This is a genomic window from Lysobacter zhanggongensis (genome assembly GCF_046638635.1).
Taxonomy (GTDB): domain Bacteria; phylum Pseudomonadota; class Gammaproteobacteria; order Xanthomonadales; family Xanthomonadaceae; genus Novilysobacter; species Novilysobacter luteus.
Genome location: NZ_JBJXHK010000016.1, coordinates 1 through 26,418, shown reverse-complemented (window position 1 = coordinate 26,418; position 26,418 = coordinate 1). Strand labels below are relative to the sequence as shown.

27 protein-coding genes are annotated in these 26,418 nt (G+C 67.3%); 17 read left to right on the top strand and 10 right to left on the bottom strand.

The annotated features are described in order from the left end of the window. The first annotated feature begins 61 nt into the window (after nt 1-61). The 5 genes from ACKVMH_RS04650 to ACKVMH_RS04630 are packed head-to-tail and all read left to right on the top strand — an operon-like array spanning nt 62 to nt 8,076. Nucleotides 62-3,082, top strand: coding sequence for a type I restriction endonuclease subunit R (locus ACKVMH_RS04650; protein ID WP_412699424.1), 3,021 nt, complete (start codon nt 62-64; stop codon nt 3,080-3,082). Then, nucleotides 3,082-4,287 carry a restriction endonuclease subunit S gene (locus tag ACKVMH_RS04645; RefSeq protein WP_412699423.1) on the top strand — a complete coding sequence of 402 codons (1,206 nt, stop codon included), beginning with the start codon at nt 3,082-3,084 and terminating at the stop codon, nt 4,285-4,287. Before ACKVMH_RS04650 ends, ACKVMH_RS04645 begins: the two co-directional genes overlap by 1 nt. Further along, nucleotides 4,284-5,285, top strand: coding sequence for a virulence RhuM family protein (locus ACKVMH_RS04640; RefSeq protein ID WP_412699422.1), 1,002 nt, complete (start codon nt 4,284-4,286; stop codon nt 5,283-5,285). The genes ACKVMH_RS04645 and ACKVMH_RS04640 overlap by 4 nt, the downstream gene beginning before the upstream one ends. Next, complete coding sequence (locus tag ACKVMH_RS04635; protein ID WP_412699421.1) at nt 5,282-6,460, top strand: anticodon nuclease; 1,179 nt, start codon at nt 5,282-5,284, stop codon at nt 6,458-6,460. The genes ACKVMH_RS04640 and ACKVMH_RS04635 overlap by 4 nt, the downstream gene beginning before the upstream one ends. After that, complete coding sequence (locus ACKVMH_RS04630) at nt 6,457-8,076, top strand: type I restriction-modification system subunit M (RefSeq protein WP_412699420.1); 1,620 nt, start codon at nt 6,457-6,459, stop codon at nt 8,074-8,076. The genes ACKVMH_RS04635 and ACKVMH_RS04630 overlap by 4 nt, the downstream gene beginning before the upstream one ends. 45 nt (nt 8,077-8,121) lie before the next feature. Here the strand turns inward: ACKVMH_RS04630 and ACKVMH_RS04625 are convergent, their stop codons facing one another. Beyond that, on the bottom strand, nt 8,122-8,826 hold the full coding sequence (locus ACKVMH_RS04625; RefSeq protein WP_412699437.1) for a glycosyltransferase: 705 nt from the start codon (nt 8,824-8,826) through the stop codon (nt 8,122-8,124). 122 nt (nt 8,827-8,948) lie between these two features. After that, complete coding sequence (locus ACKVMH_RS04620) at nt 8,949-9,899, bottom strand: SOS response-associated peptidase family protein (RefSeq protein WP_412699419.1); 951 nt, start codon at nt 9,897-9,899, stop codon at nt 8,949-8,951. 299 nt (nt 9,900-10,198) lie between these two features. Between ACKVMH_RS04620 and ACKVMH_RS04615 the strand changes: the two genes are divergently transcribed. After that, nucleotides 10,199-10,771, top strand: coding sequence for a hypothetical protein (locus ACKVMH_RS04615; protein WP_412699418.1), 573 nt, complete (start codon nt 10,199-10,201; stop codon nt 10,769-10,771). A 101-nt stretch (nt 10,772-10,872) separates the two neighbouring features. Beyond that, nucleotides 10,873-11,661: a TSUP family transporter gene (locus tag ACKVMH_RS04610; RefSeq protein WP_412699417.1), complete on the top strand. Its 789-nt coding sequence runs from the start codon at nt 10,873-10,875 to the stop codon at nt 11,659-11,661. A gap of 17 nt (nt 11,662-11,678) precedes the next feature. Here the strand turns inward: ACKVMH_RS04610 and ACKVMH_RS04605 are convergent, their stop codons facing one another. After that, nucleotides 11,679-11,924, bottom strand: coding sequence for a hypothetical protein (locus ACKVMH_RS04605; protein WP_215219381.1), 246 nt, complete (start codon nt 11,922-11,924; stop codon nt 11,679-11,681). Nucleotides 11,925-12,044: 120 nt separating this feature from the next. On the opposite strand from ACKVMH_RS04605, the gene ACKVMH_RS04600 reads away from it, so the two are divergent. From ACKVMH_RS04600 to ACKVMH_RS04575, 6 genes are all read left to right on the top strand, one after another. Further along, the gene (locus ACKVMH_RS04600) at nt 12,045-13,910 is read left to right on the top strand and encodes a DUF885 domain-containing protein (protein ID WP_412699416.1); all 1,866 of its coding nucleotides are present in this window, start codon (nt 12,045-12,047) and stop codon (nt 13,908-13,910) included. Between the two features lie 212 nt (nt 13,911-14,122). Continuing rightward, complete coding sequence (locus tag ACKVMH_RS04595; protein WP_412699436.1) at nt 14,123-16,156, top strand: S9 family peptidase; 2,034 nt, start codon at nt 14,123-14,125, stop codon at nt 16,154-16,156. A 208-nt stretch (nt 16,157-16,364) separates the two neighbouring features. After that, nucleotides 16,365-17,282 (top strand): DUF808 domain-containing protein, encoded by a 918-nt coding sequence (locus ACKVMH_RS04590; RefSeq protein ID WP_412699415.1) that lies wholly within the window; start codon nt 16,365-16,367, stop codon nt 17,280-17,282. Between the two features lie 125 nt (nt 17,283-17,407). Further along, nucleotides 17,408-18,253, top strand: a complete 846-nt coding sequence (locus tag ACKVMH_RS04585; protein ID WP_412699414.1) for a DUF2167 domain-containing protein — start codon at nt 17,408-17,410, stop codon at nt 18,251-18,253. Then, nucleotides 18,250-18,966: a hypothetical protein gene (locus tag ACKVMH_RS04580; RefSeq protein ID WP_412699413.1), complete on the top strand. Its 717-nt coding sequence runs from the start codon at nt 18,250-18,252 to the stop codon at nt 18,964-18,966. Before ACKVMH_RS04585 ends, ACKVMH_RS04580 begins: the two co-directional genes overlap by 4 nt. Further along, complete coding sequence (locus ACKVMH_RS04575) at nt 18,963-19,163, top strand: hypothetical protein (protein ID WP_215219387.1); 201 nt, start codon at nt 18,963-18,965, stop codon at nt 19,161-19,163. The genes ACKVMH_RS04580 and ACKVMH_RS04575 overlap by 4 nt, the downstream gene beginning before the upstream one ends. A gap of 1 nt (nt 19,164) precedes the next feature. Here the strand turns inward: ACKVMH_RS04575 and ACKVMH_RS04570 are convergent, their stop codons facing one another. Further along, entirely contained in the window at nt 19,165-19,632 is a 468-nt protein-coding gene (locus ACKVMH_RS04570) for a DUF1203 domain-containing protein (RefSeq protein ID WP_412699412.1), read from the bottom strand. 153 nt (nt 19,633-19,785) lie between these two features. Here ACKVMH_RS04570 and msrB point away from each other — a divergent pair, with 153 nt between their 5' ends. Continuing rightward, complete coding sequence (msrB, locus tag ACKVMH_RS04565; RefSeq protein WP_215219389.1) at nt 19,786-20,238, top strand: peptide-methionine (R)-S-oxide reductase MsrB; 453 nt, start codon at nt 19,786-19,788, stop codon at nt 20,236-20,238. Next, nucleotides 20,235-20,741, top strand: coding sequence for a peptide-methionine (S)-S-oxide reductase MsrA (msrA, locus tag ACKVMH_RS04560; protein ID WP_412699411.1), 507 nt, complete (start codon nt 20,235-20,237; stop codon nt 20,739-20,741). The genes msrB and msrA overlap by 4 nt, the downstream gene beginning before the upstream one ends. A gap of 17 nt (nt 20,742-20,758) precedes the next feature. On the opposite strand, the gene ACKVMH_RS04555 is transcribed toward msrA, so the two are convergent. Together ACKVMH_RS04555 and ACKVMH_RS04550 are read right to left on the bottom strand one after the other, a co-directional pair. After that, a complete protein-coding gene (locus ACKVMH_RS04555) occupies nt 20,759-21,166 on the bottom strand; it encodes an energy transducer TonB (protein ID WP_412699410.1) in 408 nt (135 codons plus the stop codon). A 69-nt stretch (nt 21,167-21,235) separates the two neighbouring features. Continuing rightward, the gene (locus tag ACKVMH_RS04550) at nt 21,236-21,802 is read right to left on the bottom strand and encodes a cysteine hydrolase family protein (RefSeq protein WP_412699409.1); all 567 of its coding nucleotides are present in this window, start codon (nt 21,800-21,802) and stop codon (nt 21,236-21,238) included. A 97-nt stretch (nt 21,803-21,899) separates the two neighbouring features. Between ACKVMH_RS04550 and ACKVMH_RS04545 the strand changes: the two genes are divergently transcribed. Further along, nucleotides 21,900-22,337: an Lrp/AsnC family transcriptional regulator gene (locus tag ACKVMH_RS04545; RefSeq protein ID WP_215219393.1), complete on the top strand. Its 438-nt coding sequence runs from the start codon at nt 21,900-21,902 to the stop codon at nt 22,335-22,337. A 12-nt stretch (nt 22,338-22,349) separates the two neighbouring features. On the opposite strand, the gene ACKVMH_RS04540 is transcribed toward ACKVMH_RS04545, so the two are convergent. From ACKVMH_RS04540 to ACKVMH_RS04525, 4 genes are read right to left on the bottom strand one after another with little or no spacing between them, the layout of a single operon-like run. Continuing rightward, nucleotides 22,350-23,051, bottom strand: coding sequence for an ion channel (locus ACKVMH_RS04540; RefSeq protein WP_215219394.1), 702 nt, complete (start codon nt 23,049-23,051; stop codon nt 22,350-22,352). A 48-nt stretch (nt 23,052-23,099) separates the two neighbouring features. Next, entirely contained in the window at nt 23,100-23,468 is a 369-nt protein-coding gene (locus ACKVMH_RS04535; RefSeq protein ID WP_215219395.1) for a hypothetical protein, read from the bottom strand. Nucleotides 23,469-23,490: 22 nt separating this feature from the next. Further along, a complete protein-coding gene (locus tag ACKVMH_RS04530) occupies nt 23,491-24,279 on the bottom strand; it encodes a LytR/AlgR family response regulator transcription factor (protein WP_412699408.1) in 789 nt (262 codons plus the stop codon). After that, entirely contained in the window at nt 24,272-25,528 is a 1,257-nt protein-coding gene (locus ACKVMH_RS04525; protein ID WP_251370621.1) for a sensor histidine kinase, read from the bottom strand. The genes ACKVMH_RS04530 and ACKVMH_RS04525 overlap by 8 nt, the downstream gene beginning before the upstream one ends. A gap of 172 nt (nt 25,529-25,700) precedes the next feature. Between ACKVMH_RS04525 and ACKVMH_RS04520 the strand changes: the two genes are divergently transcribed. Further along, a partial coding sequence (locus ACKVMH_RS04520; RefSeq protein ID WP_412699407.1) for a DUF5671 domain-containing protein occupies nt 25,701-26,418 on the top strand: 718 nt, incomplete at its 3' end.

The window sequence follows — 26,418 nt, the reverse complement described above, 5'->3', positions numbered from 1 at the left end:
AGCTTCTCTGCCAGTCGGCGGCTCACAGCCACCGGCTTGTGAGGGTCAAATGGGGGATGTCATGCGCGTCAGGGAAGCCACCATCGAGCAGGAGCTGATCGAAAAGCTCGGCGAACTCAAGTACACCCTGCGCCCGGACATCCGCGACCGCGCCGCGCTGGAAGCCAACTTCCGCCAGCACTTCCAGGCGTTGAACCGGGTCACCCTGACCGATGCCGAGTTTGCCCGCCTGCTGGACGAGATCGTCACCCCCGACGTCTTCGCCGCCGCCCACACCCTGCGCCACCGCAACGCCTTCACCCGCGACGACGGCACGCCGCTCAACTACACGCTGGTCAACATCAGCGACTGGTGCAAGAACACCTTCGAGGTCGCCAGCCAGCTGCGCATCAACACCGACTACAGCCACCACCGCTTCGACGTGGTGCTGCTGATCAACGGCGTGCCGGTGGTGCAGATCGAGCTGAAGACGCTCGGCATCAATCCTCGCCGGGCGATGGAGCAGATCGTCCAGTACAAGGCCGACGTCGGCAGCGGCTATGCGCGCACGCTCTTGTGCTTCATCCAGCTGTTCGTGGTCAGCAACCGCGACCACACCTACTACTTCGCCAACAACAACGCCCGCCACTTCGCCTTTGACGCCAGGGAGCAGTTCCTGCCGGTGTACGAATACGCCGCGCCGGACAACCGCAAGATCACCGGCCTGGACGCCTTTGCCGATGCATTCCTCGCCAAGTGCACGCTGGGCCACATGATCAGCCGCTACATGGTGCTGGTGCAGGGCGAGCAGAAGCTGTTGATGATGCGGCCGTACCAGATCTACGCGGTCAAGAACATCGTCGAGTGTATCGACAAAAATCTCGGCAACGGCTACGTCTGGCACACCACCGGCAGCGGCAAGACGCTGACCAGCTTCAAGGCCTCCACCCTGCTCAAGCACAACCCGGACATCGCCAAGTGCCTGTTCGTGGTCGACCGCAAGGACCTGGACCGGCAGACCCGCGAGGAATTCAACCGCTTCCAGCCCGGCTGCGTGGAGGAGAACACCAACACCGGCGCGCTGGTGCGGCGCATGCTGAGCGAGGATGCCGCCGACAAGGTGATCGTCTGCACCATCCAGAAGCTGGGCCTGGCGCTGGACGAATCCAGCACCCGCAACCGCGGCCGCGAGAAGCGCGGGTTGGCCAGCCATGCCGAACAGCTCGCCGCGCTGCGCGACAAGCGCATCGTCTTCATCTTCGACGAATGCCACCGCAGCCAGTTCGGCGACAACCACCAGGCCATCCGAGAGTTCTTCCCGAAGGCGCAGCTGTTCGGCTTCACCGGCACCCCGATCTTCGAGGCCAACGCCAGCTACAAGCGCATCGAAGGCGAAGAGCAGACCCTCAAGACCACGCAGGACCTGTTCCAGCAGTGCCTGCACGAATACACCATCACCCACGCCATCGAGGACAGGAACGTCCTGCGCTTCCACGTGGACTACTTCAAGCCCGACGGCACCCACCCGGTCAAACCGGGTGAAACCCTGGCCAAGCGCGCCGTGGTCGAGGCCATCCTGGCGCGCCACGACATCGCCACCTCTGACCGCAAGTTCAACGCCATCCTCGCCACGGCCAGCATCAACGACGCCATCGAATACCACGCGCTGTTCCAGACCGTGCAGGCGGAGAAACAGGCAGCCGACCCGGATTACCGGCCGCTCCGCGTGGCCGCGGTGTTTTCCCCGCCGGGCGATGTCAGCGCCGACGTGCGCCAGCTGCAGGAAGACCTGCCCAACGAGCTGGAAGACAACAGGCAGGACCCGGAAGGCAAGAAGGCCGCGCTGACCGCCATCATCGCCGACTACAACGCGCGCTTCGGCACCAACCACCGCATCGCCGAGTTCGACGCCTACTACCAGGACGTGCAGCAGCGCATCAAGAGCCAGCAGTTCGCCAACGCCGACCTGCCGGGCAAGGGCGCGGAAAAGCTCGACATCACCATCGTGGTGGACATGCTGCTCACCGGCTTCGACAGCAAGTACCTCAACACCCTGTACGTGGACAAGAACCTCAGGCACCACGGCCTGATCCAGGCGTTTTCCCGCACCAACCGCGTGCTCAACGATTCCAAGCCCTACGGGAACATCCTCGACTTCCGCGGCCAGCAGAAGGAAGTGGATGCCGCCATCGCGCTGTTCTCGGGCGTCAAGGCCGAGCAGGCGCGCACCATCTGGCTGGTGGACCCGGCGCCGGTGGTGATCGAAAAACTGAAGGACGCCCGCGACAGGCTCGCCACCTTCCTGCACTCGCAGGGCCTGACCGGCGAACCCGACGACATTCCCAACCTCAAGGGCGACGCCGCCCGGGCCGGCTTCGTCGAACACTTCAAGGAAGTGCAGAAGCTCAAGACCCAGCTCGACCAGTACACCGACCTCACCCCCGAGCAGGCGCAGCAGATCGAGCAGGTGCTGCCCACCGACGAGCACCGCGCCTTCCGCGGCGCGTACCTGGAAACCGCGCAGCGCCTGCGCGCCCAGCAGGGCAAGGGCAAGGACGCGGGCGGCGAGGAAAACGAAGTCGACCAGCTCGACTTCGAGTTCGTGCTGTTCGCCTCTGCCACCATCGACTACGACTACATCATGAAGCTGGCGGCGGACATCTCCATGCAGCCGGCCGGCAAGGCCAGCATGAGCCGCGAGGAGCTGGCCGGCCTGATCGCGGGTGACGCCAAGTTCATCGACGAGCGCGAGGACATCACCGAATACGTGCACAGCCTGAAGGCCGGCGCCGGCCTCGACGAGGCCGCCATCCGCGCCGGTTACGAGGCGTTCAAGAAGGACAAGGCCGCCCGCGCGCTGGCCGGGCTTGCCGAACGGCACGGTCTTGCGATGGAGGCACTCAGTGCCTTCGTCGAGGCCGTGCTGGCCCGCCGCATCTTCGACGGCGAAGCGCTCACCGACCTGCTCGGCCCGCTGGAACTGGGCTGGAAAGCCCGCGCGCAGAAGGAAGGCCAGCTGATGGCAGAGCTGGCACCGCTGCTGCGCAAGCGTGCCGCCGGGCGCGAGATTGCCGGGCTGAGGGCTTGGGAGGATGCGCGGTGATGGCGAAGCAGGGCGCGAAGACGGCGGTGCCGAGGTTGCGGTTTCCAGAGTTCGTTGGGAAGCCATTCCGCGAAGTTCATCTCAAGGATTTGACGTCTGAGAGCATCACTCGCAATGTCGATGGGCTTTCGACGAAATCGGTAATGGGAGTAACGAAGGCGGAAGGCATCGTCCCGATGGAGGAGCGGCTGATCGCGTCGGATATCGCACGATACAAGGTCGTTCAGAAGGATTGGTTTGCCTACAATCCCATGCGTCTCAATATCGGCTCGATCGCGCGATGGCAAGGCGACAGCGACATTCTCGTTAGCCCGGACTACGTTGTTTTCCAATGCTCGAAAGGCCTTGGTTCGGAGATCGCCCCCGCGTATCTGGATCACTTCAGGCAATCAGGCGCATGGGAGAAGTTCGTAACCGAGGGCGGCGACGGCAGTGTTCGCGTACGCATCTACTACAAGGATCTCGCTCGCCTCCAGGTGACACTACCTTCGCTCGCCGAGCAAAAAAAGATTGCCGACTGCCTGACGTCGCTGGACGAGGTGATTGCCGTGCAGGGGTGCAAGGTGGAGGCGTTGAAGGCGCACAAGCGCGGCCTGATGCAGCAGCTCTTCCCCCGCGAAGGCGAAACCCGCCCCCGCCTGCGCTTCCCCGAGTTCCGCGATGCGCCGGAGTGGAAGTGGACAACGCTGAATCGTGTTTGCGACATGCAAGCAGGCAAGTTCGTCTCGGCTTCGGAGATTTCCGATGAGCCGGGCGAGGGCACATATTCGTGCTACGGCGGCAACGGCCTGCGTGGATTTACGAAATCCTTCACTCACTCGGGCGTGTTTCCGCTCATTGGTCGGCAAGGGGCGCTCTGTGGAAATGTTCAATTTGCCAAGGGTGAGTTTCACGCCACAGAGCACGCGCTCGTGGCAACACCGCAGGCCGGCGTAAATGTCACGTGGCTCTACTACACGCTAGGGAAACTGGAATTGAACAAGTACGCTACGGGCCAAGCTCAACCTGGGTTGTCGGTAGATGTACTTAAGTCTGTCGAGTGTTCAGTTCCGGCGACGGAGACCGAGCAAAAACGCATCGCCGACTGCCTTAGCTCCCTCGACACCCGGATCACCGCCGAAGCAGACCTGCTCGCCACCCTCAAGACCCACAAGCAGGGCCTGATGCAGCAGCTGTTCCCCGCGCCGGAGGCGACTTGCGCATGAGCGGACTGATCCTCTACACCACCGAGGACGGCGCCAGCCGCATCCAGCTGCGTGCCGACGGGCAGACGGTGTGGCTGACGCAGGCGGAGATGGCGGAGCTGTTTGCCGCCACCAAGCAGAACATCTCCCTGCACTTGAAAAACATCTTTGAAGACAAGGAGTTGGACGTGGATTCAGTTGTCAAGGAATCCTTGACAACTGCCGCAGACGGCAAGGACTACCGCACCAGGCTGTACAACCTCGACGCCATCCTCGCCGTGGGCTATCGCGTGCGTTCGCCGCGCGGCGTGCAGTTCCGCCGCTGGGCCACCACTGCGCTGAAGGAATACCTCGTCAAGGGCTTCGTCATGGACGACGAGCGCCTGAAGAACCCGGACGGTCGCCCGGACCATTTCGACGAGATGCTGGCGCGCATCCGCGACATCCGCGCCTCGGAGAAGCGCTTCTACCAGAAGGTCCGCGACCTGTTCGCGCTGAGCATCGATTACGACAAGACCGACCGCGCCACCCAGACCTTCTTCGCCACCGTGCAGAATCTTTTGCTGTACGCGGTCACCGGCCACACTGCCGCCGAGCTGATCCTGGCCCGGGCCAACCCGGACGACCCGCACTTCGGCCTGCGCAGCTGGAGCGGCGGACGGGTGCGCAAGCACGACATCGTGGTGGCCAAGAACTACCTGACCGAGGACGAGATCGACACCCTCAACCGGCTGGTGGTGATCTTCCTGGAAACCGCCGAGCTGCGTGCCAAGCGCCGGCAGGACATCCCCATGCGCTTCTGGATGGACAACATCGGTCAGATCATCGCCAGCAACGGCTTTGCCCTGCTCGAAGGTCCCGGCACCGTCAGCCGCGAGCAGATGGAAGCGACCACCGGCGCGCGCTGGCTAGGCTTCGATGAACAGCGGAAGAAGGAAGAAGCGCGCGCGGCCGATGCTGCCGACGAGGCCGAGCTTGCAGCCTTGGAAAACCGGATCAAGCGGCGCAAGAAGCCATGAGCAACACCTTCGCCGATCTGCCTGAACTCGCACAGCATTTGCGTGCGCAGCTCGACACCAAGAAGTTCGTGCTGCTCTATGCCTACAACGGCACGGGCAAGACACGCCTGTCCACGGCTTTCAAGAACATCGGCAAGACAGTGGACGCCGATGGCGAGGTGACCGCGCGTGACACCTTGTACTTCAACGCCTTCACCGAGGACCTGTTCCAGTGGGACAACGACCTCGCCAACGACAGCCGGCGGGTGTTGAAGATCAACAGCGATTCCCGCTTCTTTGCCGGGCTCGCCGAGCTGGAGATGGACAACCGTATCCGGCCGTTGCTAAGCCGTTATGCGGACTTCGACTTCCGCATCGACACAGCTGCCTGGACGGTGAGCTTCTCCCGCGAGGAGACTCGAAACGGTGCGACGACCACGGTTGACGACATCAAGGTGTCGCGTGGCGAGGAGAACATCTTTATCTGGTGCTTCTTCCTGGCCATCGTGCAGCTGGTGCTGGACGGCGCTGAGGCGTACGCGTGGGTGAAGTACGTCTACATCGATGACCCGATCTCGTCGCTGGACGAGCACAACGCCATCGTAGTCGCCAACCACCTCGTGCAGCTTTACCGGGACATTGCGCGAAACGATTCCGGCGACATTGAAACGGATCGGATCAAGGTCTCGACCGTCATATCCACGCATCACCATTTGTTCTTCAATGTCTTGTACTACGAGCTGAAGAATGGCTTTGGCAACAAAGCAATGCACCATGTGCTCGCTTGCCCACGGGCAACCCGCCGCTACACGTTAGTCCAGCAGAAGGGTGACACGCCGGCGTTTCACCACGTCGCCGCATTGGTGGAGCTGGACAAGGTGGCGCGGGGAGACGACATCCACACTCATCATTTCAATATGCTGCGCGCCGTTCTGGAAAAGACGGCGTTGTTTCTTGGTTACACGCACTTCTCGGCGTGCATCAAGACGGGGCCGGACGATGCCGATGGTGTTCTGCATCAGCGCTTCGTCGACTTGCTGAGCCACGGTAAGTATTCGCTCTACGAGCCCGAAACGATGGGCGACGAGACAAAGCGATATTTCCGGACGATCGTGCGTCAATTCCTTGATCGCTACCCCTACAACAGGGCGCTCTTTCCTGCAGAGCCCATCGCAAACGAAGAGTCGGCAACATGACTGAGAACGACCAGAAGCAACTCGGCAAGACCCTGTGGGACATCGCCGACAAGCTGCGCGGCAGCATGAACGCGGACGATTTTCGCGACTACATGCTGTCCTTCCTGTTCCTGCGCTACCTGTCAGACAACTACGAGGCGGCCGCGAAGCGTGAGCTCGGCACGGACTACCCGAACCCGGATGCCATCGGCAATGGCGGCAGGACGCCGCTGTCGGTTTGGTATGCGCAGAACCCCGGTGACGTGACGCAGTTCGAGCAGCAGATGCGGCGCAAGGCGCATTACGTGATCGAGCCGCCGTATCTGTGGACAAACATTGTGCACCTGGCGCGGACACAGGACGGCGCGCTGCTGGATACGCTGCAGAAGGGCTTCAAGTACATCGAGGAACAGTCCTTCGAAAGTCATTTCCAGGGGTTGTTCTCCGAGATCAACCTGTCCTCGGACAAGCTGGGCCGAGACTACGCCGCACGCAACGCCAAGCTCGCGACCATCATTGGCCGCATTGCCGAAGGCCTGGCCGGGTTCTCCACGGACACCGACACGCTGGGCGATGCCTATGAGTACCTGATCGGTCAGTTCGCCGCGGGCAGCGGCAAAAAGGCCGGCGAGTTCTACACGCCGCAACAGGTCTCCAGCATCCTCTCCGCGATCGTCACGCTGGACAGCCAGGAGCCGTCATCGGGACCGCGCCGGTCACTGGGCAGCGTGTTCGACTTTGCCTGTGGGTCCGGCTCGCTGCTGCTCAACGTGCGACACCGCGTGAAGGAGGCGGGTGGGCAGATCGGCCGCATCGTGGGCCAGGAATCCAACATCACCACCTACAACTTGGCGCGCATGAACATGCTGCTGCACGGGGTAAAGGACACCGAATTCGAGATCCATCACGGCGACACGCTGGCCAACGACTGGGACTGGCTGCGCGAGACCAACCCGGCGAAGAAGCCGGCCTTCGACGCGGTGGTGGCCAATCCGCCCTTCAGCTACCGCTGGGAGCCGAAGGACGCGACCAAGGACGATCCGCGCTTTTCCAACCACGGCGTCGCGCCCAAGAGCGCCGCCGACTTCGCCTTCCTGCTGCACGGCCTGCATTACCTGAAGGATGACGGCGTAATGGCCATCATCCTGCCGCACGGCGTGCTGTTCCGCGGCGGCAAGGAGGCGAACATCCGTCGCAAGCTGCTGGATGACGGCCACATCGACACGGTGATTGGCCTGCCGGCCAACCTGTTCTATTCCACCGGCATCCCGGTCTGCATCCTGGTGCTGAAGAAGTGCAAGAAGCCCGACGACGTGCTGGTCATCAACGCCGCCGAGCATTTCACCAAGGGCAAGCGCCAGAACCACCTGTCCGACGAGGATATCGAGCGGATCATCGGCGCCTACCGCGACCGTACCGAGAACGAGCGCTTCTCGCGCCGGGTGCCGATGCAGGAGATCGTCGACAACGATTACAACCTCAATATCTCGCGCTACGTCAGCACGGCCGAGCCGGAGGAGGAGATCGACCTCGCCGGCGTGCACGGTGACCTGTTGAAGATCGAAAAGGAGTTGATCGAAGCGAAGGTTCGACACAACGCATTTCTGGTCGAACTGGGTCTGGCGCCCTTGCCCTGACTCGAGCGAGGTGCAAGGCAGCTTTCGATCAGCCGGGTAGACGGGCTACTCCGTATCCCGCCGCTTCGCATACCAGAGCGCCAAGTGCTGGCGCGAGGCCAGCATGCTGCGTCCGTGTCGAAGGAACCGGCCGAGCAGGCGCAGGTGTTCGCGGACCCCGAAGGTCCGCAGCTTGCGGTCGGAGGTGTGGACGGCTTCGCGCAGGATGGTGAAGGTGCCCTGGGCGGCGAGGGCGCGGCTCATGGCGACGTCTTCGCCGGCGTACCAGTGTTCGTCAAAGCCGCCGGCCCGGTCGAAGGCGTCGCGGGTGCAGAACAGGAAGCAGCCGGGGGCGATGCCGGTCCAGCGGAACACATGCATCACGCCCGCGGTGAAGACGCGCTCGTGCCAGCGCACGTTGCCGTCGAACCGCACGGCGCAGCCACCGCCCACGGCGCCGCGGTCCAGGGCCGCCATGGCGGCGGCGAGCACTGCGGTATCCACAAGGGTGTCCGCGTCCAGGAACAACAGCCGATCCCCGCGCGCCACGGCGGCGCCGGCGTTTCGCGTGGCCGCGATCTGCCGGTGCTCGACGCGCAACACCTGCGCGCCCCGTTCCGCCGCGATGTCGCCGGTGCGGTCGGTGGAGGCGTCGTCCACCACGATCACTTCGTGCGGCAGCTCAAGCGCTGTGGTCGCCCGTGCCAGCGCGTCGAGCGTGGCGCCGATCAGCGCGGCCTCGTCATGGGCGGGAATGATGATGGAGAGCATGGCCGCAGGATCGCACGTGGGGTGGTCAGCACTGCGGCAAGGTGGGGCTGATTCAAGGGCTTCCAAATGGGATCACTCACATCCCAAGCCGGTGGCGATGCCCTATAGGGCGAGTGGGTTCGCTACGCCGCCATCCGGTGCCCGTAATAAGGCCGCTGGCGGTCATCCAGGATCGCGTACTGCGCCGCCAGGTGCGCCGGGTCGGGGTTGAGCCAGGCGTCCAGGTGCTCGGGCTTGATCGGGATCACGCAGCGGTCGTGGCCGGCGGCGGCCACTTCGGGCGGCGGGTGGTCGGTGATGGCGGCGAACGACAGCAACTCCTCGCCATCCGGGCCGGTCCAGCGTGACCACAGGCACGCCACCAGCATGTCCTGCGGCGGGTCGGGCCGGAACTCCAGCACCACGGTCGATTCCTTCTCGCCGGGCTCCAGCGCCCGGCCTTCGGCGGCGTGGCGCGGCACGTGCTCGTGGAAGGCGGTCAGCACCGCGACGCCGTGGGTATGGCCGAACTGTTCCTTCCAGAAGCCTTCCAGGTTGTCGCGCCGGGCGTTGTAGGTGCCGGGGTACTTGCGGTCGTAATCGGCCGGCTTGCCGCAGGGGCGGCACTGGTAGCGCATCGGCCTGACCACGCGCTGGCCGCGCTCGGCCACCATCACCGGTGCGAAGTAGCCGGGGTAGATGCGTGCGTCGTCGTCGCCGGGCGGGCGCTTGAGTTCCGCCATCCGTGCCTGTGCCTTCGCGATCTTGCTGGTGGCGATGCGCTGGTCGTCGGCGGCCTTCTTGGTCGGTTTGGTTGCCAGCACGCGCTCTGCCTTGACCAGCCGCGCGCGCTGGGTGAAAAGCTCCTGCTCCAGCCGGGTGGCCTCGGCCGCGGCGTGCGCGTGGATCAGCGGGTGCAGCCGGGCGGCGGCCGGGTCGTCCAGGAACGCGGCGTCCAGCGCGCGCGGCACCTTGGCCTTGCCGTCCTGCTGGCGCAGCCAGTACAGCTGGAAGAAGTCCTCCAGGCTGACCGACGCGTCGTACTGGCGGACGAACTTGGCGTAGTCAGCGCGGATCCGGGCCGAGTAGCACATGGCGGCAATTCCATGGGTAGCGGAACTGGGAAGGTTAAGACGCCGAGGTATCACAGAGCGCGAATGGCATGAGCGGGCAGGCGTGCCCGGGGGCGGGCGTCCGATCTGCCGGCACTCGCGTTGGTCCAGGCCATCCACCTCCGAAACGGCAGGGTGAATGAAGCAGCAGGTGCACTACGTCGAACCGCCGACCACGTCCTGCGAAGGGCGATGTCGCGCTGCTGCGGTTGGCGCAACATTGTTCTCACCGGGCAGGGCAGGGATACTGCAGCCGCGACGCCCGATCTCAATGGAACGTGATGAACACGATACGAGCCGCTCTGACCCTCGGCATTGCGATGAGCTTCATGGCCAGCCCGGCGCAGGCCGACGATTGGCCCAGCCAGATGTCCCGGGTGCCGGTGCTGGCATGCGATTCCCCAGAGATCCAGGGTGTCGTCCGTGACTGGCTGGCGCGCGAGCCGGGCTTCGAGATCACGATGCAGACGACGCGATGGAACACGAACTGCTCGTGGCGGTCCAAGGATGGAAGCGAGCATCTGACGGTCAAGATCGTGCCCACGCTGAAAGGCAGCAGCGACAGCGAGGCGCGGCAGAGGTTCTACGAGATCCTGGAAGGAACCGGCGCGGTGCGCTCGGCAGATGCACGGGTGGCCTATCCGATCTGGACCCGTGACGAGAGCACTGCCAAGAGCAAGCGGCTCTCGGCCATGATCACGGTGCCCGGGTCGGAAGGGTTCAGCGCTCTTGCGGAAAGCGTGCAGGAGCCACCATTTGCGGGTCCGCAGATGAAGGACCTGAAGGACATGGCGGTCGAGTTGGACGCGCTCATTCCGCCGAAGGCGCTGCGCACGCCCGGCTCCGACCGCTGAGCCGGGGCCCGGCACTGCAAAGCAGGGTCGGGGTGCACTTTCGAGTACGTCGATATCGCGGCGTAGTACCGGTCGCCTAGACCGAACCGGAACCAGACTCCATGGAATTTGGCGTCGATGTCATTGTTCTGCTGATGGGGGTGGCCTTCATCGCCGGTGTCATCGATGCGATTGCCGGTGGCGGCGGGCTGCTCACCATCCCCGCGCTGATGGCCGTCGGCGTGCCGCCAGTGCAGGCGATCGCCACCAACAAACTGCAGAGCAGCTTCGGCACCGCCAGCGCGGTGGTCGCCTTTGCGCGCAAGGGGCGCATCGACTTCCGGCGGTTCGCGCGGCCGGCGATCGGCGCGTTCGTCGGTTCGGTGGTCGGCGCGTGGACGTTGCAGCGGATCGATCCCGCGTTCCTGGCCGGTTTGATCCCGGTGCTGCTGGTCCTGATGGTGATCTACTTCACCGTCGCGCCGAAGGCCTCCGAAGAGGACCGCCACAGCCGCTTCGGCACCGGTGCGCTGGTCGGCATCGCGACGGCGATTGGCTTCTACGACGGCTTCTTCGGCCCGGGCACCGGGTCGTTCCTGACCACCGCGCTGGTCGCGCTGTTCGGCATGGGGCTGGTCTCGGCCACGGCGCACACCAAGTTCCTCAACCTGGCCAGCAACATCGCCGCGCTGATCACGCTGGTGATCGGTGGCTACGTGTTGTGGGCGATCGGCCTGCTGATGGCGGTGGCGAGCATCGCCGGTGGCCAGGTGGGGGCACACCTGGCATTGCGCGTCGGTGGCCGGGTGATCCGGCCGCTGCTGGTGGTGATGGCGCTTGCGCTGACGGTCAAGCTGCTGGCCGACCCGGGCAACCCGCTGACGGCGTGGGTGATGGGCGCAGCCGCGTAGCCCACCGCGGCACCACATCACGCCGGCGAGAACAGGAACGCCAGCGCCGTGGCCAGCGCCACCACCGCGCCGTTGACCAGCAGGTGCGGCACCGGCGAGGTGCCCGAGCGTCGCAGGTCGCCGGCGCGGGTCGCCACGCGCCCCAGCGGCACCACCGCCACCAGCCACGGCACCCACGCCAGCGGCAGGATCAGCGCGAGCACCAGGACCATCGCCGCGATACCGACGACGTGCAGGTCCAGCGATTCCAGTAGACGTGTCATGCGGGGATTCTGACCCACATCCCGTCCGCACCATGCCTTCCGGCAGGCTGCGCCCGTCCCGACCCTGCGGCATGATCGGCGTTCCCGGGGGCCTGGCTCCCGTCCGACCACGGAGTGCCCATGCGCCGCGTTCTTGTCGTTTCCGCCCTGTCCCTGGCCCTGCTGGCCGCGTGCGCCAGCACTCCGCCGTCGTCACTCGAGACTGCGCCGGCCACCACCACCGCGCAGGCCGCCGCCACGTCCGAGGACGCGCGCATCAATGCGTGGTTCGAGCGCAAGTACGAGGAGCAACTGCAGTTCAGCCCGATCCAGATGACCTTCCTCGGCCGCAAGGACCGCTACTCCGAGCTCGACGACATGTCGCGCGAGGCCGGCAAGAAGCAGCTGGCCTGGATGGTGGCCGCGCTGGACGAGATGAAGTCGACCTTCGACTACGACGCGCTGGGCGACACCGCCAAGCTGTCGTGGGACCTGTTCGAGTACCAGGTGCAGAACGCGAAGGCCGCCGACCAGTTCACCGCGCACGGCTACCCGTTCGAGCAGATGGGCGGCATGCAGTCGCAGATGCCGACCTTCATGATCGGCTTCCACAAGGTTGACGACGAGTCCGACTACACCGCCTACATCGCGCGCCTGCGCGAGGTGCCGCGTGCGTTCGGCCAGCTGATGGACCACGTGCGCGATTCGGCCGAGCAGGGCATCCGCCCGCCGCGCTTCGCCCATGAAGGCGTGATCGAGCAGGGCACCAAGGTCGTCACCGGCGCGCCATTCACCGATGGCGCCGACAGCGCGCTGTGGGCCGACGCGCAGGCCAAGGCCGATGCGCTGGTCAAGGCCGGCAAGATCGACGCCGCCCGCGCCACCGAGCTGAAGGCCGAGGCCCGCGCCGCGCTGGTGGAGGCGGTCAAGCCGGCCTACGACGAGGTGCTGGCGTGGTTCAAGGCCGACCTGCCGAATGCGCTGGTCAATCCGTCGGGCGTGGGCACGACCCATCCCAACGGCAAGGCGTACTACGCGCAGCGCCTGGCCGCATCGACCACCACCAACCTCACCCCCGACCAGGTCCACCAGATCGGCCTGGACGAGGTGACCCGCATCCGCGGCGAGATGGAGGCGCTGAAGGACCGGGTCGGCTTCAAGGGTGATCTCAAGGCGTTCTTCCACTTCATCCGCACCGACCCGCAGTTCAAGTACCCCGACACCGGCGCCGGCCGCCAGGCCTACATCGACGACGCCACCGCGGCGATCGATACGATCAAGAAGCAGCTGCCGAACTACTTCGGCCTGCTGCCCAAGGCCGACCTGGTGGTCAAGCGGGTCGAGCCGTTCCGCGAGGTGGCCGGCGCGGCGCAGCACTACTACCCGAGCACGCCCGACGGCTCGCGCCCGGGCATCTACTACGCCCACCTGTCCGACATGAACGCGATGCCGAAGACCGAGCTGGAGGTCATCGCGTACCACGAGGGCCTGCCGGGCCACCACATGCAGATCGCCATCGCGCAGGAGCTGGAAGGCGTGCCGGAGTTCCGCAAGCAGGCCGGCTTCAGCGCGTACTCGGAAGGTTGGGGCCTGTACTCGGAATGGCTGGCGCGCGAGATGCCGGGCACCTACACGGACCCGTACTCCGAGTACGGCCGGCTGACCTCGGAGATGTGGCGCGCGATCCGGCTGGTGGTCGACACCGGCCTGCACGCCAAGGGCTGGACGCAGAAGCAGGCGGTCGACTACTTCGCCGCCAACAGCTCGATTCCGCTGGAAGCGGTCGAGGCCGAGGTGCGCCGTTACATCACCTGGCCGGGCCAGGCGACCAGCTACAAGATCGGCATGATCAAGATCCAGGAGCTGCGCGCGCGCGCCGAGAAGGAGCTGGGTGACGACTTCGACATCCGTGAGTTCCACGACGCCGTGCTCGGCGGCGGCGCCCTGCCGCTGACCCTGCTGGAGCGCAAGATCGACCAGTGGATCGCGGACGAAAAGAAGGCCTGATCCGCCTTCAGCAGAACCAGGAGGCCCGGGTGGAAGCCCGGGCCTTTTGCATGCGAGGCGCCGCCGGGTGCCACCGGAGCCCCAACCTCTGGGGGATGAACCGGGGTCGGGATAGGTATCTACTGCCCGGCAGGTCTCATCCCGGGACCGCCGCACCCATGGAGCCGCACATGCAAAAGCAATTGCCCCGGATCGCCGGCCTTGTCCTGGCGATGTCGATCTCCACCGCGCTTGCCCAGACCGCGCAGACGGCGCCGAGTGCTGCCGAGCGCGTCGCCGACGTCGAGCTGATTTCGCGCGATGCCCTGTTCGGCAACCCCGAGCGCGCGCTGGTGATGATCAGCCCAGACGGGAAGACCCTGAGCTGGATCGCGCCGGTCGACGGCGTCATGAACGTCTGGGTCGCCCCGGCCGACAACCCGGCTCAGGCGCGTGCGGTTACCGACGACGATGCCCGCGGCATCCGCCGCTACTTCTGGTCCTACCAGCCCGACACGCTGCTGTACCTGCGCGACACCGGCGGCGACGAGGACTTCCACCTCTACAGCGTCAACATCGCCACTGGCGAGGAGACCGACCTCACGCCGTTCCCGAAGACCACCGCGCAGGTGGTGGCGGCCAGCCACTCGCAGCCCGGCACGATCCTGGTCGGCATGAACGACCGCGACCCGGCCTGGCACGACCTGTACAAGGTCGACCTCGCCACCGGCGAGCGCACCCTGCTGGAGAAGAACGACGACAGGATCGGCAACTACCTCGTCGACGACAGCTACACCCTGCGCTACGCGACCCGCGCACGGCCCGACGGTGGCAGCGACATCCTGCAGCCCGACGGCCAGGGCGGCTGGAAAGTGCAGTCCGACATTCCGTTCGAGGACTCGCTCACCACCGCGCCGGCCGGCCTGACCACCGACGGCGACACCCTCTACATGCTCGACTCGCGCGGCCGCGACACCGCCGCGCTGTACGCGGTCGACGTCGCGAGCGGCGAGCGCACGCTGGTGCGTGAGGATGCGCGCGCCGACGTCGGCCAGTCGCTGACCCACCCGCGCACCGGCGAGGTGCAGGCGGTGTCGGTCAACTACCTGCGCGAGGAGTGGCAGGCGGTCGACCCCGCCATCAAGGCCGACCTGGAGAAGCTGCAGGCGATCGGGCCGGGCGAGATCGGCGTCAACAGCCGCACCCACGACGACAACACCTGGATCGTGACCTACGCGGCGGCCGAGGACCCGGTGTCGTACTACCGCTACGACCGCGGCGCCGGCGGCACGCTGACCAAGCTGTTCTCCGCGCGACCCGAGCTGGAAGGCAAGCCGCTGGTGCCGATGTGGCCGCAGGAGATCCGCTCGCGCGACGGCAAGACACTGGTCAGCTACCTGTCGCTGCCCAAGAGCGCCGATGCCGACAACGACGGCAAGGCCGATGCGCCGGTGCCGCTGGTGCTGTTCGTCCACGGCGGCCCGTGGGCGCGCGACAGCTACGGCTACAGCAGCTACGACCAGTGGCTGGCCAACCGCGGCTACGCCACGTTGTCGGTCAACTTCCGCGGCTCCACTGGCTTCGGCAAGGACTTCACCAACGCCGGCAACGGCGAGTGGGCCGGCAAGATGCACGACGACCTGATCGACGCGGTGCAATGGGCGGTCGATGCCGGCGTCACCACCGCCGACCAGGTCGCGATCATGGGCGGCAGCTACGGTGGCTACGCGACGTTGGCCGGGCTGACCTTTACTCCCGACGCGTTCGCGTGCGGCGTCGACATCGTCGGCCCCTCCAACCTCAACACCCTGCTGGGCACGGTCCCGCCGTACTGGGCCAGCTTCTACGAGCAGCTGACCAAACGCATGGGCGACCCGCGCACCGAGGAAGGCAAGGCGTGGCTCACCGAGCGTTCGCCGCTGACCCGGGCCGACCGGATCAGCAAGCCGCTGCTGATCGGCCAGGGCGCCAACGATCCGCGGGTCAAGCAGGACGAGTCCGACCAGATCGTCAAGGCAATGACCGCCAACGACATCCCGGTGACCTACGTGCTGTTCCCCGACGAAGGCCATGGCTTCGCGCGGCCGGAGAACAGCAAGGCGTTCAATGCGGTGGCCGAAGGCTTCCTGGCCCAGTGCCTCGGCGGCCGCGCACAGCCGATCGGCAGCGACTTCGAGGGCTCCAGCATCAGCGTGCCGACCGGCGCCGATGGCGTGCCGGGCCTGGCCGAAGCGCTGGACGAGCATGAGCAGGTGATCCGCAAGTAGGCCGACGCGGGATCGCCAACGGATCGCGGTCGCAAGCAAGGGCCGACCGTCGAGGTTCGACCGCTTTGCCAGACAAGGCCCGGGTGACGCCCGGGCTTTGTCGTTGCCGGCTACGGCACAGTCTTGCCGGCGGGGCGGATCCGGCCATCGCGCCGGGATGACACCCGCGCCGGGCACAATGCCCGCCCCGTCGCACCACGGAGTCCGCATGGCCGGCGCCACCCTGTTCACGCTTCTCGACGACATCGCCACCCTCCTCGACGACGTCGCCATCCTGACCAAGCTCGCCGCCAAGAAGACCGCCGGTGTCCTCGGCGACGACCTGGCGCTCAATGCCCAGCAGGTGACCGGGGTGAAGGCCTCGCGTGAGTTGCCGGTGGTGTGGGCGGTGGCCAAGGGGTCGTTCAAGAACAAGGCGATCCTGGTGCCGGCGGCGCTGGCCATCAGCGCCTGGCTGCCGGTGCTGATCACCCCGTTGATGATGATCGGCGGCACCTACCTGGTGTACGAGGGGATGGAAAAGCTGGCGCACCGCTTCCTGCACTCCAGGGAAGAGGACGCCCAGAAGCACGGCGAGCTGGTCAAGGCGGTCGCCGACGAGAAGGTCGACCTGGTCGCGTACGAGAAGGACAAGATCAAGGGCGCCATCCGCACCGATTTCATCCTCTCGGCGGAGATCATCGTGCTGTCGCTGGGGGTGGTGGAAGGCCGTCCCTTCCTGCAGCAGGCGCTGGTGCTGGTGGCCATCGCGCTGGCGATTACCGTCGGCGTGTACGGACTGGTCGCCGGCATCGTCAAGATGGACGATGCCGGCGTGCATTTGACCGAGAAGGGCGGCGCGCGCGCCGTGATTGGCCGGGCGCTGGTGTACAGCGCGCCCTGGTTGATGAAGTTCCTGTCCATCGCCGGCACCGCCGCGATGTTCCTGGTGGGCGGCGGCATCCTGGTCCACTCGATCCCGGCGCTGGCCCACTGGTTGGAAGGGTTGGTGCCCGAAGGGCTGGCCGGCACCCTGCTTGCGTCGCTGGGCAATGCGGTGGTCGGCATGGCGGTGGGGGCGCTGGTGGTCGCCATCGTCGCAGTGGTGCGCCGGATGCGCGGCGGCTCCACGCAGCCCGCGCACTGACGATCGGCCTGCCGTGGGGGCGGCAAGGTGACAAGTGCCCGTGCGAGCGGCGATGATCCGGTGCGGCCGGGCGCCATGGGGATGGCGCGCCGCACATCGACGGACTGACTGACAGGGGAAGGGGAATGAAGAAGTTTCTTGCGGCCGCAGGGCTGCTGGCAGTGCTGTGGACGGGCGGTACGGTGCAGGCGCAGGAAGGGGGCGCGCCGGCGGTCGAGTTCGACTGGCAGCGCGGGCCCTCGACCGGTGCCATCGGCAAGCGCGCGGCGATCCAGATCCCGGAGGGCTATGTCTTCCTCGATGCCGACGAGACGCGTCGCTACGTCGAGTGGACCGAGAACATCCCGTCCGGCGAGGAGTACCTGTTCGGGCCGACCACGGACGAGTGGGAGGCGTACTTTTCGTTCTACGACGAAGGCTACGTCAAGGACACCGAAGCACTCGATGCCGATGCGCTGCTCGCCACGCTGCGCGAAGGCCAGGAAGCCTCCAACGAGGAGCGCCGCAGCCGCGGCTGGCCGGAGCTGCATATCGACGGCTGGCAGGTGCCGCCGCGTTACAACGCCGAGACACGCGCGCTGGAATGGGCGACGCGGCTGACCGAGCCGGCGTCGGGCAACGTCACCATCAACTACAACACGCGCGTGCTGGGGCGGAAGGGCACGATGAGCGTGCAGGTGGTCGCACGGCCGGACAACTTCGAGACCGGCCTGGCCGAGTTCAAGTCGAGCATGGACGGCTTTGCCTACAACGCCGGCGAGCGCTACGCCGACTACGTTCCCGGCGACCGCGTTGCCGAGTACGGACTGGCCGCGCTGATCACCGGCGGCGCGGTCGCGGTGGCGGGCAAGAAGGGCTTCTTCGGCGCGATCGCGGCGTTCCTGGCGGCCAGCTGGAAACTCCTGCTGGCCGGTCTGGTTGGGCTGGGCGTCTGGCTCAAGTCGCTGTTCAAGAAGAAAGACCGCCGGTGATCCCGGCCGGCGAGCTGCTGCTGGTGGCGGGCGCGTTCGCGCTGTACGCGTTCGACGCCGGCCGGCTGCTGTATGCCGACGAGTTCATGCTGGAAGGCCGGGGCAACCGGTGGCGCGCACGCGATGGCGCCGCCGTGCTGGTTTCCGGCCGCCGCCCGCTGCTGCCCGACCTGCTGCGACCGTGGCGGGCGCTGCTGCCGGTTTCGGTCGAGCGGCTCGCTTGTGAGCGCGTGCCGCCCGGCAACGACACCCGGCATTTCCTCGCCGCGCTGCGACCGTTCGGGCGGCGCGCGACGGTGCTGCTGATGCTGTTCTTCCCCGGGTTGCCGCTGGTGCTCCGCACCTTCGGCACCGGTGCCGAGCTGCTGGCATGGATGGTGGCGGTGTATGCGGTGATCGGTTCGATCGCGTGGCGGTTGTGGCGGTACCGGCACGTGCTGGAACTGCCGGCGGCGGCGGTCACGTCGCTCGCGCTGGAGTGCGCGTTGTGTGCGCCGTTCGCGATCAATATCGTCCGCAAGCTGAGCGGGCGGATCAAGCGGGTCCGCTTGCACGATGCCCGGCGGGTGTTCGGCGAGGAAGGCCACCGCCGTCTGCGCCGGGCCGCGGCGCACCGCATCGACGACATGCTGTCCTACCTGCCGCCGGACGGCGCGACGGTCGGCCGCCTCGGCGAACAGCGGGCGCGCCTGCAGTTGGAGGCGGCCCCATGACCGGGACCGAGATCGTCGTGGTCATCGGCGGACTGGTGGTCGGCTACTGGATCGTTGCGGTCGTCCTGCCAATGCTCGGGCGCACCGATGACGAAGCTGGCAACCAGGATGCCGGCGCGTCGGAGGAAGCTGCCGACGCGCCCGGCCTCGACGCGGATACCGAAGGCGACGAGCCGACGGTCCGCCGGGAAATGTGAGTCAGGCGCGGGCGATGTGCCCGGCGTAGCAGCCCCGCGTGGCGTAGTGCGCCTGCAGGTACTCGACACGCGCGTCGGCCAGCAGGCGCCGGATCGCGGCTTCGCTCTCGCGGCCATCAACCAGTTCGGCATCGACCATCAGGTGCGCGCGGTCGAAGGCACGCAGCGAAAGCATGCGGCTGCGCATCACCTCGGGTACGACACCGACCCGGTCGTAGGCCTGCGTCGCGCCCTCGCGCACGAAGATCGCGTGGCTGGCGCGGTACGGCGTGTCGGCCGGCTGGTGCACGTGGTTGACCAGCAGCAGCGTCTCGCCCGGCTCGGCGTCGCGCATCCCGATGCGGTCCGGCAGGCGCGAGTCGGGTCCGGCGACCCAGCGTTGCGCGCCATGCCGGGCCAACGCTGCGTCGGACAGGCCGAACAGCGGCTCGAAGGGTTCAGGGGAGAGACCGGTAATGCGGTAGTCCATGTGCGTCGGTTCGCGTGGGTTGGGGTGTGACCACGGTATGCGCGGCGGGCCTGTGGTTCTCGCCGTTTCCGGACATGGCATCCGGCGGGTGACATTGAGTTCCGGCGGCGGGTCCCCATCCATCCAGGACCCCCGTCGTTGCAGGATCACGCCATGCCCGACTACCGCAAGGACCCCGACGCCATCGCCCGGCTGACGCCGGAGCAATTCCGCGTCACCCAGCAGAGTGGCACCGAACACCCCGGCACCGGCGAGTACCTCGCCAACAAGAAGCCCGGCATTTACGTCGACATCGTTTCGGGCGAGCCGCTGTTCGCCTCCAGCGACAAGTTCGAATCCGGCTGCGGCTGGCCGAGCTTCACCCGGCCGATCGAGCCGGCGCACGTCAACGAGATCCGCGACACCTCGCACGGGATGATCCGCACCGAGGTGCGCTCGACCCATGGCGACAGCCACCTCGGCCACGTGTTCCCGGACGGCCCGATGGATCGCGGCGGCTTGCGCTACTGCATCAACTCCGCGTCCCTGCGGTTCGTCCCGCGCGAAGAGATGGAAGCGCAGGGCTACGGCGCCTACCTCGACCAGGTGCAGGAGGGCGAGGGATGAACACCGAGCGCGCCGTGCTGGCCGGGGGATGCTTCTGGGGCATGCAGGACCTGATCCGCAAGCAGGAAGGCGTGGTGTCCACGCGCGTGGGGTACAGCGGCGGCGACGTGCCCAATGCGACCTACCGCAACCATGGCACCCACGCCGAAGCGATCGAGATCGTGTTCGACCCGCAGCGGACGAGTTTCCGCCGGTTGCTGGAGTTCTTCTTCCAGATCCACGACCCGACCACGCCGGACCGGCAAGGCAACGACCGCGGCATGTCCTACCGCTCGGCGATCTACTACACCTCGCCGGAGCAGCAGCGCATCGCCGAGGACACCATCGCCGACGTCGAGGCGTCCGGCCTGTGGCCGGGCAAGGTGGTTACCGAGCTCGCACCGGTCGGCGACTTCTGGGAGGCCGAGCCCGAGCACCAGGACTACCTCGAGCGTTACCCCGATGGGTACACCTGCCACTTCATCCGGCCCGACTGGGTACTGCCCGCGCGCAAGCGGGACTGAGCCTGTGGGCGGTTGCGTCAGGGTGTCGGTGGCGGCCCAGGCAGCAGGGTCAGCGTCTGGGTCGGCTTCACCGGCACCCGCCCCGGGTTGTCCGGCGCGGGCCGGTAGGAGAACGCACTGATCGCGTCCACCGCCCAGCCGGCGTAGGCGTTCGCTGGTTCAGCGGAGACCACGCGCGCGTCGTGCACCCGGCCGTTGGAATCGATCAGGTAGGTGACCGTGACCTTGTCCGCGTGCGGCCGCACTTCGCCCGACCGCAGCCGGGACTGGCCCATGGGGCGCATGATCGTGTCGTGGACCGGGGTCCAGTACTCCGTCACCTGCTCTCCGGTGATTTCGACCGGGGGTGCTTGCAGGACCGGTGCACTTGCGCAGCCGGCCAATGCCAGCACGGCCGCGGCGATGGCGGTACGGGTCAGACGCATGCGATGTCTCGCGAATGGCGGACCGGCAAGCCTACAAGATGCGTCGACGCCGATGGCATGCGCGATCGCTCAACCGGTTGCTGTGATGCACGCGACGACGTCGTCGGTGGTGACGACGATGCCGAACTCGGCATGCAGCGTCGCCAGGTGCGCACGATGGAGGTCGGCCGCCGGAACGGTACCGCCATCCGGGCCAGCCTGGTCGAAGCACGCGGTCGCATCACCGACGATGACGGTGCGGTAGCCGAGGTTCGCGGCCACGCGCGCGCTGGTCGACACGCACATGTCGGTGGTCATGCCGAACAGCACGACCTGCTGCACGCCCAGGCGACGCAGCTGCAGGTCCAGGTCGGTGCCGATGAACGCGGCGTTGACCGACTTGCTCACCAGTGGCTCGTCGTCGCGTGGTTCGAAGCCCGACCGCAACCCGTTGCCGGGCTGGCCTGGCTGGAACGGCGAGCCCGGCTGCACCGAGTCATGCCGCACGTGGATCAGCGGCCGGCCGGTGCCGCGCCACGCCGATAGCAGGCGCAGGCCGTTGGCTTCCATCGCCGGGTTGCTGCTGGCCTCCATGTCGAACGCCTGTTGCACGTCGATCGGAATCAATGCGGTGGGTACGTCCAGGACACGGGTCATCGGGATCAGTCGCGTTGGGTGGGCCGCCACGATGCGCGCGTGCGCGCGCCGGTCTCAACCCGGCAGAATGCCGGTGACGCCACCGCTCTGCCGGCCCATGAAGACCCTCGACGCCACCGACCGCAAGCTCATCGCATTGCTGCAGGACAACGCGCGGTTGTCGACGGTCGCCCTCGCGAAGGCGGTCGGGCTGTCGCGCAGCGCGGTGCAGGAGCGCGTGCACCGGCTCGAATCGGCCGGTGTCATCGCGCAGTACACCGTGCGCTTGGGCAGCGGCGGCGACCCGCTTCAGGCCTGGTTGCTGCTGCGTTACGCCGACGGCTTCAGCTGCGACGACGTGATGCCGCTGCTGGTCGAGCTGCCGGCGGTGCGGACCTGCCACAGCGTCGCCGGGGAGATCGACATGCTGGTGCTGGTGCAGGCCGACACGCCATCGATGCTGGCCGACCTGCGCGAGCGCATCGCGGCGTTCAAGGGCATCGATGACGTCACGACGATGCCCGTGCTGCGGGTGACCCTGGATCGCGGCGGGTAAGGCGGCGCCGCGCTAGCGGTCGCGACGGCGCTGCTCGCGGATCAGGGTCAGGCCGATCACCCGGCCGACCACCGCCGCGATGTAGCCCACGCCGGCGAACTGTTCGAGCATCACCAGTGCCCGGGCCTGTGCGCCGATCGGCAGGATGTCGCCGTTACCGGTCCCCGACAGCGTCGCGAAGCTCAGGAACAGCAGTTCGATCCAGCGGCGTGGCCGTTCGGGTTCGACCATGCCGGTGAAGCTGCCGGGGTAGAGCGCCTCGCACACCAGGAACGCGTAGGCGAAGCCCCACGCGAGCAGGGTGAACGTTGCGGCCGCGGCGAACAGCTCGTCGACGCTGACCCGGTGGTCGTCGAGCATGTAACGGATCAGCGCGGCGGCCGCGTAGAAGTACAGCGCCGACTCCAGCGCCGCCGAGCCGGCCACCAGGCCCGGGCGGTCGAGCGCGATCGCCGTCAGCGACAGCACGATCGCGGGGATCGCCAGCGCCCAGGCGACCCAGTTCACCGAGCGGCTGCTGCGCACCACCCAGACCGTGAGCGGCACCACCACCAGCGCAACCGCGCCGAACACCACCCGGCCGTCGCGCGTGGCATCCATGGCCGGGTACAGCAGCAGGCTGAGCAACTGCGCCGCCAGCAGCATCGCAGACGGGTGCGACGCGGCCAGGAGGAACAGGCGCCGGGGCGAGCGGATCAGCGGATGCAGTGGCATCGCGCAAGGATGCCGCATCCGGCGGCCACCCGCGCGGTAGGGTCGCGGTCAGCGTTGTGCGAGGGCGCGTGGCGGCTTGCAGGTCCGCTGTGGCGCCGGGTCGTCGGGCCCGACGCACAGGCGCACGTGGGCCAACCCCGTCACCTGCCGGCTGTCGCCACTGTCGAGCGCGAAACGCCGGAGCGGATGCTCGCCGCACTCGGCCGAAGGTTCGCAACCCCGCGGGTAGACGGTGTAATGGCAACGCCCGCTGGCACTGCGCACGCACTCGAAATGGCCCACGCCGGCCTGCACCACCGCACGGCTGTGGAGGATCTCGGCGCCCCCTTCGCGCAACTGGTGGACGAACGTGCCCGCGCCCAGGTCGACACCGGCCAGGGACAGCACGAAAGCGCACAACGCAAGCAACGTGTTCATGGATCACCTCGGGAAAGCGGATTCACATGTGCCGGAACAGCGCCATGAACGGCGCGCTGACGGCGAGGGTCTCGGGGCGCGACTTGAGCCGCACGGTGCCGCGGCCGCTGTCGTCGCGGACCACGCCGGCGACCGCGCGCAGGTTGACGATGGTCGAGCGGTGGATCTGCTTGAACGTGGTCGGGTCCAGCGCGGCCAGCAGGTCCTTGATCGGCGTGCGCAGCAGCGCCTCGCCGTCGGCGGTCACGACGGTGGTGTACTTGTTGTCGGCGCGGAAGTACGCGACCTCGTCGACCAGGATCAGGCGGGTCTCGCGGCCGGCGCTCGCGGTCAGCCAGGTCAGCGGCGGCGCGGCGTTGTCGTTGTGCTGGTTGATGCCGGCGTGCGCGCCCAGGCGCTCCAGCAGGCCGGCCAGCGCCGCGGCCTCGTTGTTGCCGGTGCGCGACTGCAGGCGCTCGACCGTGGCGGCCAGGCGCTCGGGCTTGATCGGCTTGAGCAGGTAGTCGACCGCGCCGCGCTCGAACGCATCCACCGCGTACTGGTCGTAGGCGGTGACGAACACGATCTGCGTCGCCGGGCTGGCCTCGACCGCGGCGGCGGCGACGTCCAGGCCGGTCAGACCGGGCATGCGGATGTCGAGGAAAGCGACGTCGGGACGGTGCCCGGCCAGCGCCTCGACCGCGCTGGCGCCGTCCTCGCATTCGGCCAGGACCTGCAGTTGCGGCCACGCGACGGCGAGCTGGTCGAGCAGGGCGCGCCGCAGCAGCGGTTCGTCCTCGGCGACGATGCAGGTGGGCAGGTGCTCAGACATGGGATGCCTCGCGCTCGTAGCGGGCCGGCACCGAGAGCGTGGCGGCGACACCGGTCGGGAAGTTGGCCACCACCGCCAGCGAGGCGGCGCCCCCGAACGCCAGCCGCAGGCGCTCGCGCACGTTCTTCAGGCCGATCCCGGTGCCGCTGGTCTTGGTGTTGAATCCGTCGCCGTCGTCGGCCACGGTCACCGCCACGTCGCCGTCGGTGGCGCGGGCGCGGATCCAGATGGTGCCGCCGCCGGTGCGCGGCTCCAGCCCGTGCTTGATCGCGTTCTCCACCAGCGTCTGCAGCATCATCGGCGGCAGCAGGGTGGCGCGCAGCGGCTCGGGCACGTCCACCTGCACGGCCAGCCGCGCACCCATCCGGATCTTGAGGATCTCCAGGTACGCGATCGCACGCTCGAGCTCCGCGCCCAGGGTCGACATGGATTCGTCGGCGCTGGGCAGCGAGCGGCGCAGGTACTGGATCAGGTGGCCGAGCATCTGGTCGGCGCGGGCCGGGTCGCTGCGGGTCAGCAACTGGGCGCTGGCCAGCGTGTTGTAGAGGAAGTGCGGCTCGACCTGCGCGTGCAGCAGGCTCAACCGGGCCACGGTGAGTTCCTTCTCGGTGGCGGTCTGCGCGGCGTCGGCCTTCTCGCCGCGGCGGCGCTCGGCGACCCGGCGGCTGATCGCGCGGGTGATCGCCTCGGCGTTCTCGTAGTTGGTTGCGTCGTCCACCAGGAACCAGTCACTCCACGCCGGGCTCTCGGGCTCGCAGATCAGGGTGACGCTGCCGCTGTCGTGGCTCGGGGTGACGGTGGCCAGGATCTGGTTGCGCGGGATGCCGAACCACCACAGCAAGGGGTTCCACCGGCCCATCGAATGCTCGCCGTAGGTCTTCGGACGTCCCACCCGGGCGCGCACCTGCAGGCTGTCGCGTGCACTCTCGACGTGTTCGATGCGCGGCAGTTCGCGGATGGCGGCGTCGAGCAGGTCGAACGCCTCGCCGGCCTCGAACGGGATCTCGATCTGGCGGCGCTGCCGATTGGCCAGGGTCGACTTGTCGATGCGCCCCGTGATCAGTCGGACCCGGCCCAGGTGCGACAGTGCGCCCGCCACCACCAGCGCCATCGTGATCATGCCCGCGAGCACGATCGGCCATTCGATCCAGCCGATCAGCGGCAGGTTGGACCACAGCGCGGCGACCAGGAAGATCGCCAGCATCCAGGCGATGGCAAGGCGCAGGACGAAGAAGGTGCTCTTGATCACGGGAATGGCCGATGGGAGTGATTGCGGCGGAGCATAGCGAGCAGGGACGCGCGGATGGCGGCCGGTGTGACGAACCGTGGGATGCGCCGACGAAGCGGAAGGTTGGCGGACGAATCACGCCGCCGCCGCGCGATTTGCTAGCTTCCGCGGACAGTCCATCGAAGGAACCGCCATGGCCGCCGCCACCCAGGAACTCGAATTGTTCGTCCGCGAAGCGCTCGGCCGTGGCGCCAGCCGCGAGGCGGTCGAAGCGGCGCTCGCCTCGGCCGGCTGGCCACCCGAGCAGGTGCGCAGCGTGCTCGCCGGCTACGCGGACATCGACTTCCCGGTGCCGGTGCCACGCCCGCAGCCGTACCTGTCACCGCGCGACGCGTTCCTCTACCTGCTGCTGTTCGCCGCGCTGTACCTGTCGGCCTGGCACCTGGGCAGCCTGCTGTTCGACCTGATCAACCATGCCTTCCCCGACGCGGCCGATGCGGCGTGGATGGTGGACGGGCGGATGCAGTCGATGCGCTGGTCGGTGGCGTCGCTCGTGATCGCGATGCCGGTCTTCCTGTTCGTGGCCCGGCTGCTGGCTCGCGAGGAGCGGGCCAATCCCGCGCGCCGGCTGTCGGCGGTGCGGCGCTGGCTGACTTACCTGACGCTGTTCGTGGCCGCGACGGTGCTGATCTGCGACCTGATCGCGCTGGTCTACAACGTGCTGGGTGGCGAGATCACGGTCCGGTTCCTGCTGAAGGTGCTGGTGGTCGGGGTGCTTGCCGGGACCGTGTTCGGCTACTACCTGGGTGACCTTCGGCGCGAGGAGCAGGTGCGTACGGGCGAGGCGGAGCAGCCGCAGTCCGCGCCCGCGCGACGGGCCGGCCCGGGCGGTCGCACGCTGGCGCTCGCCG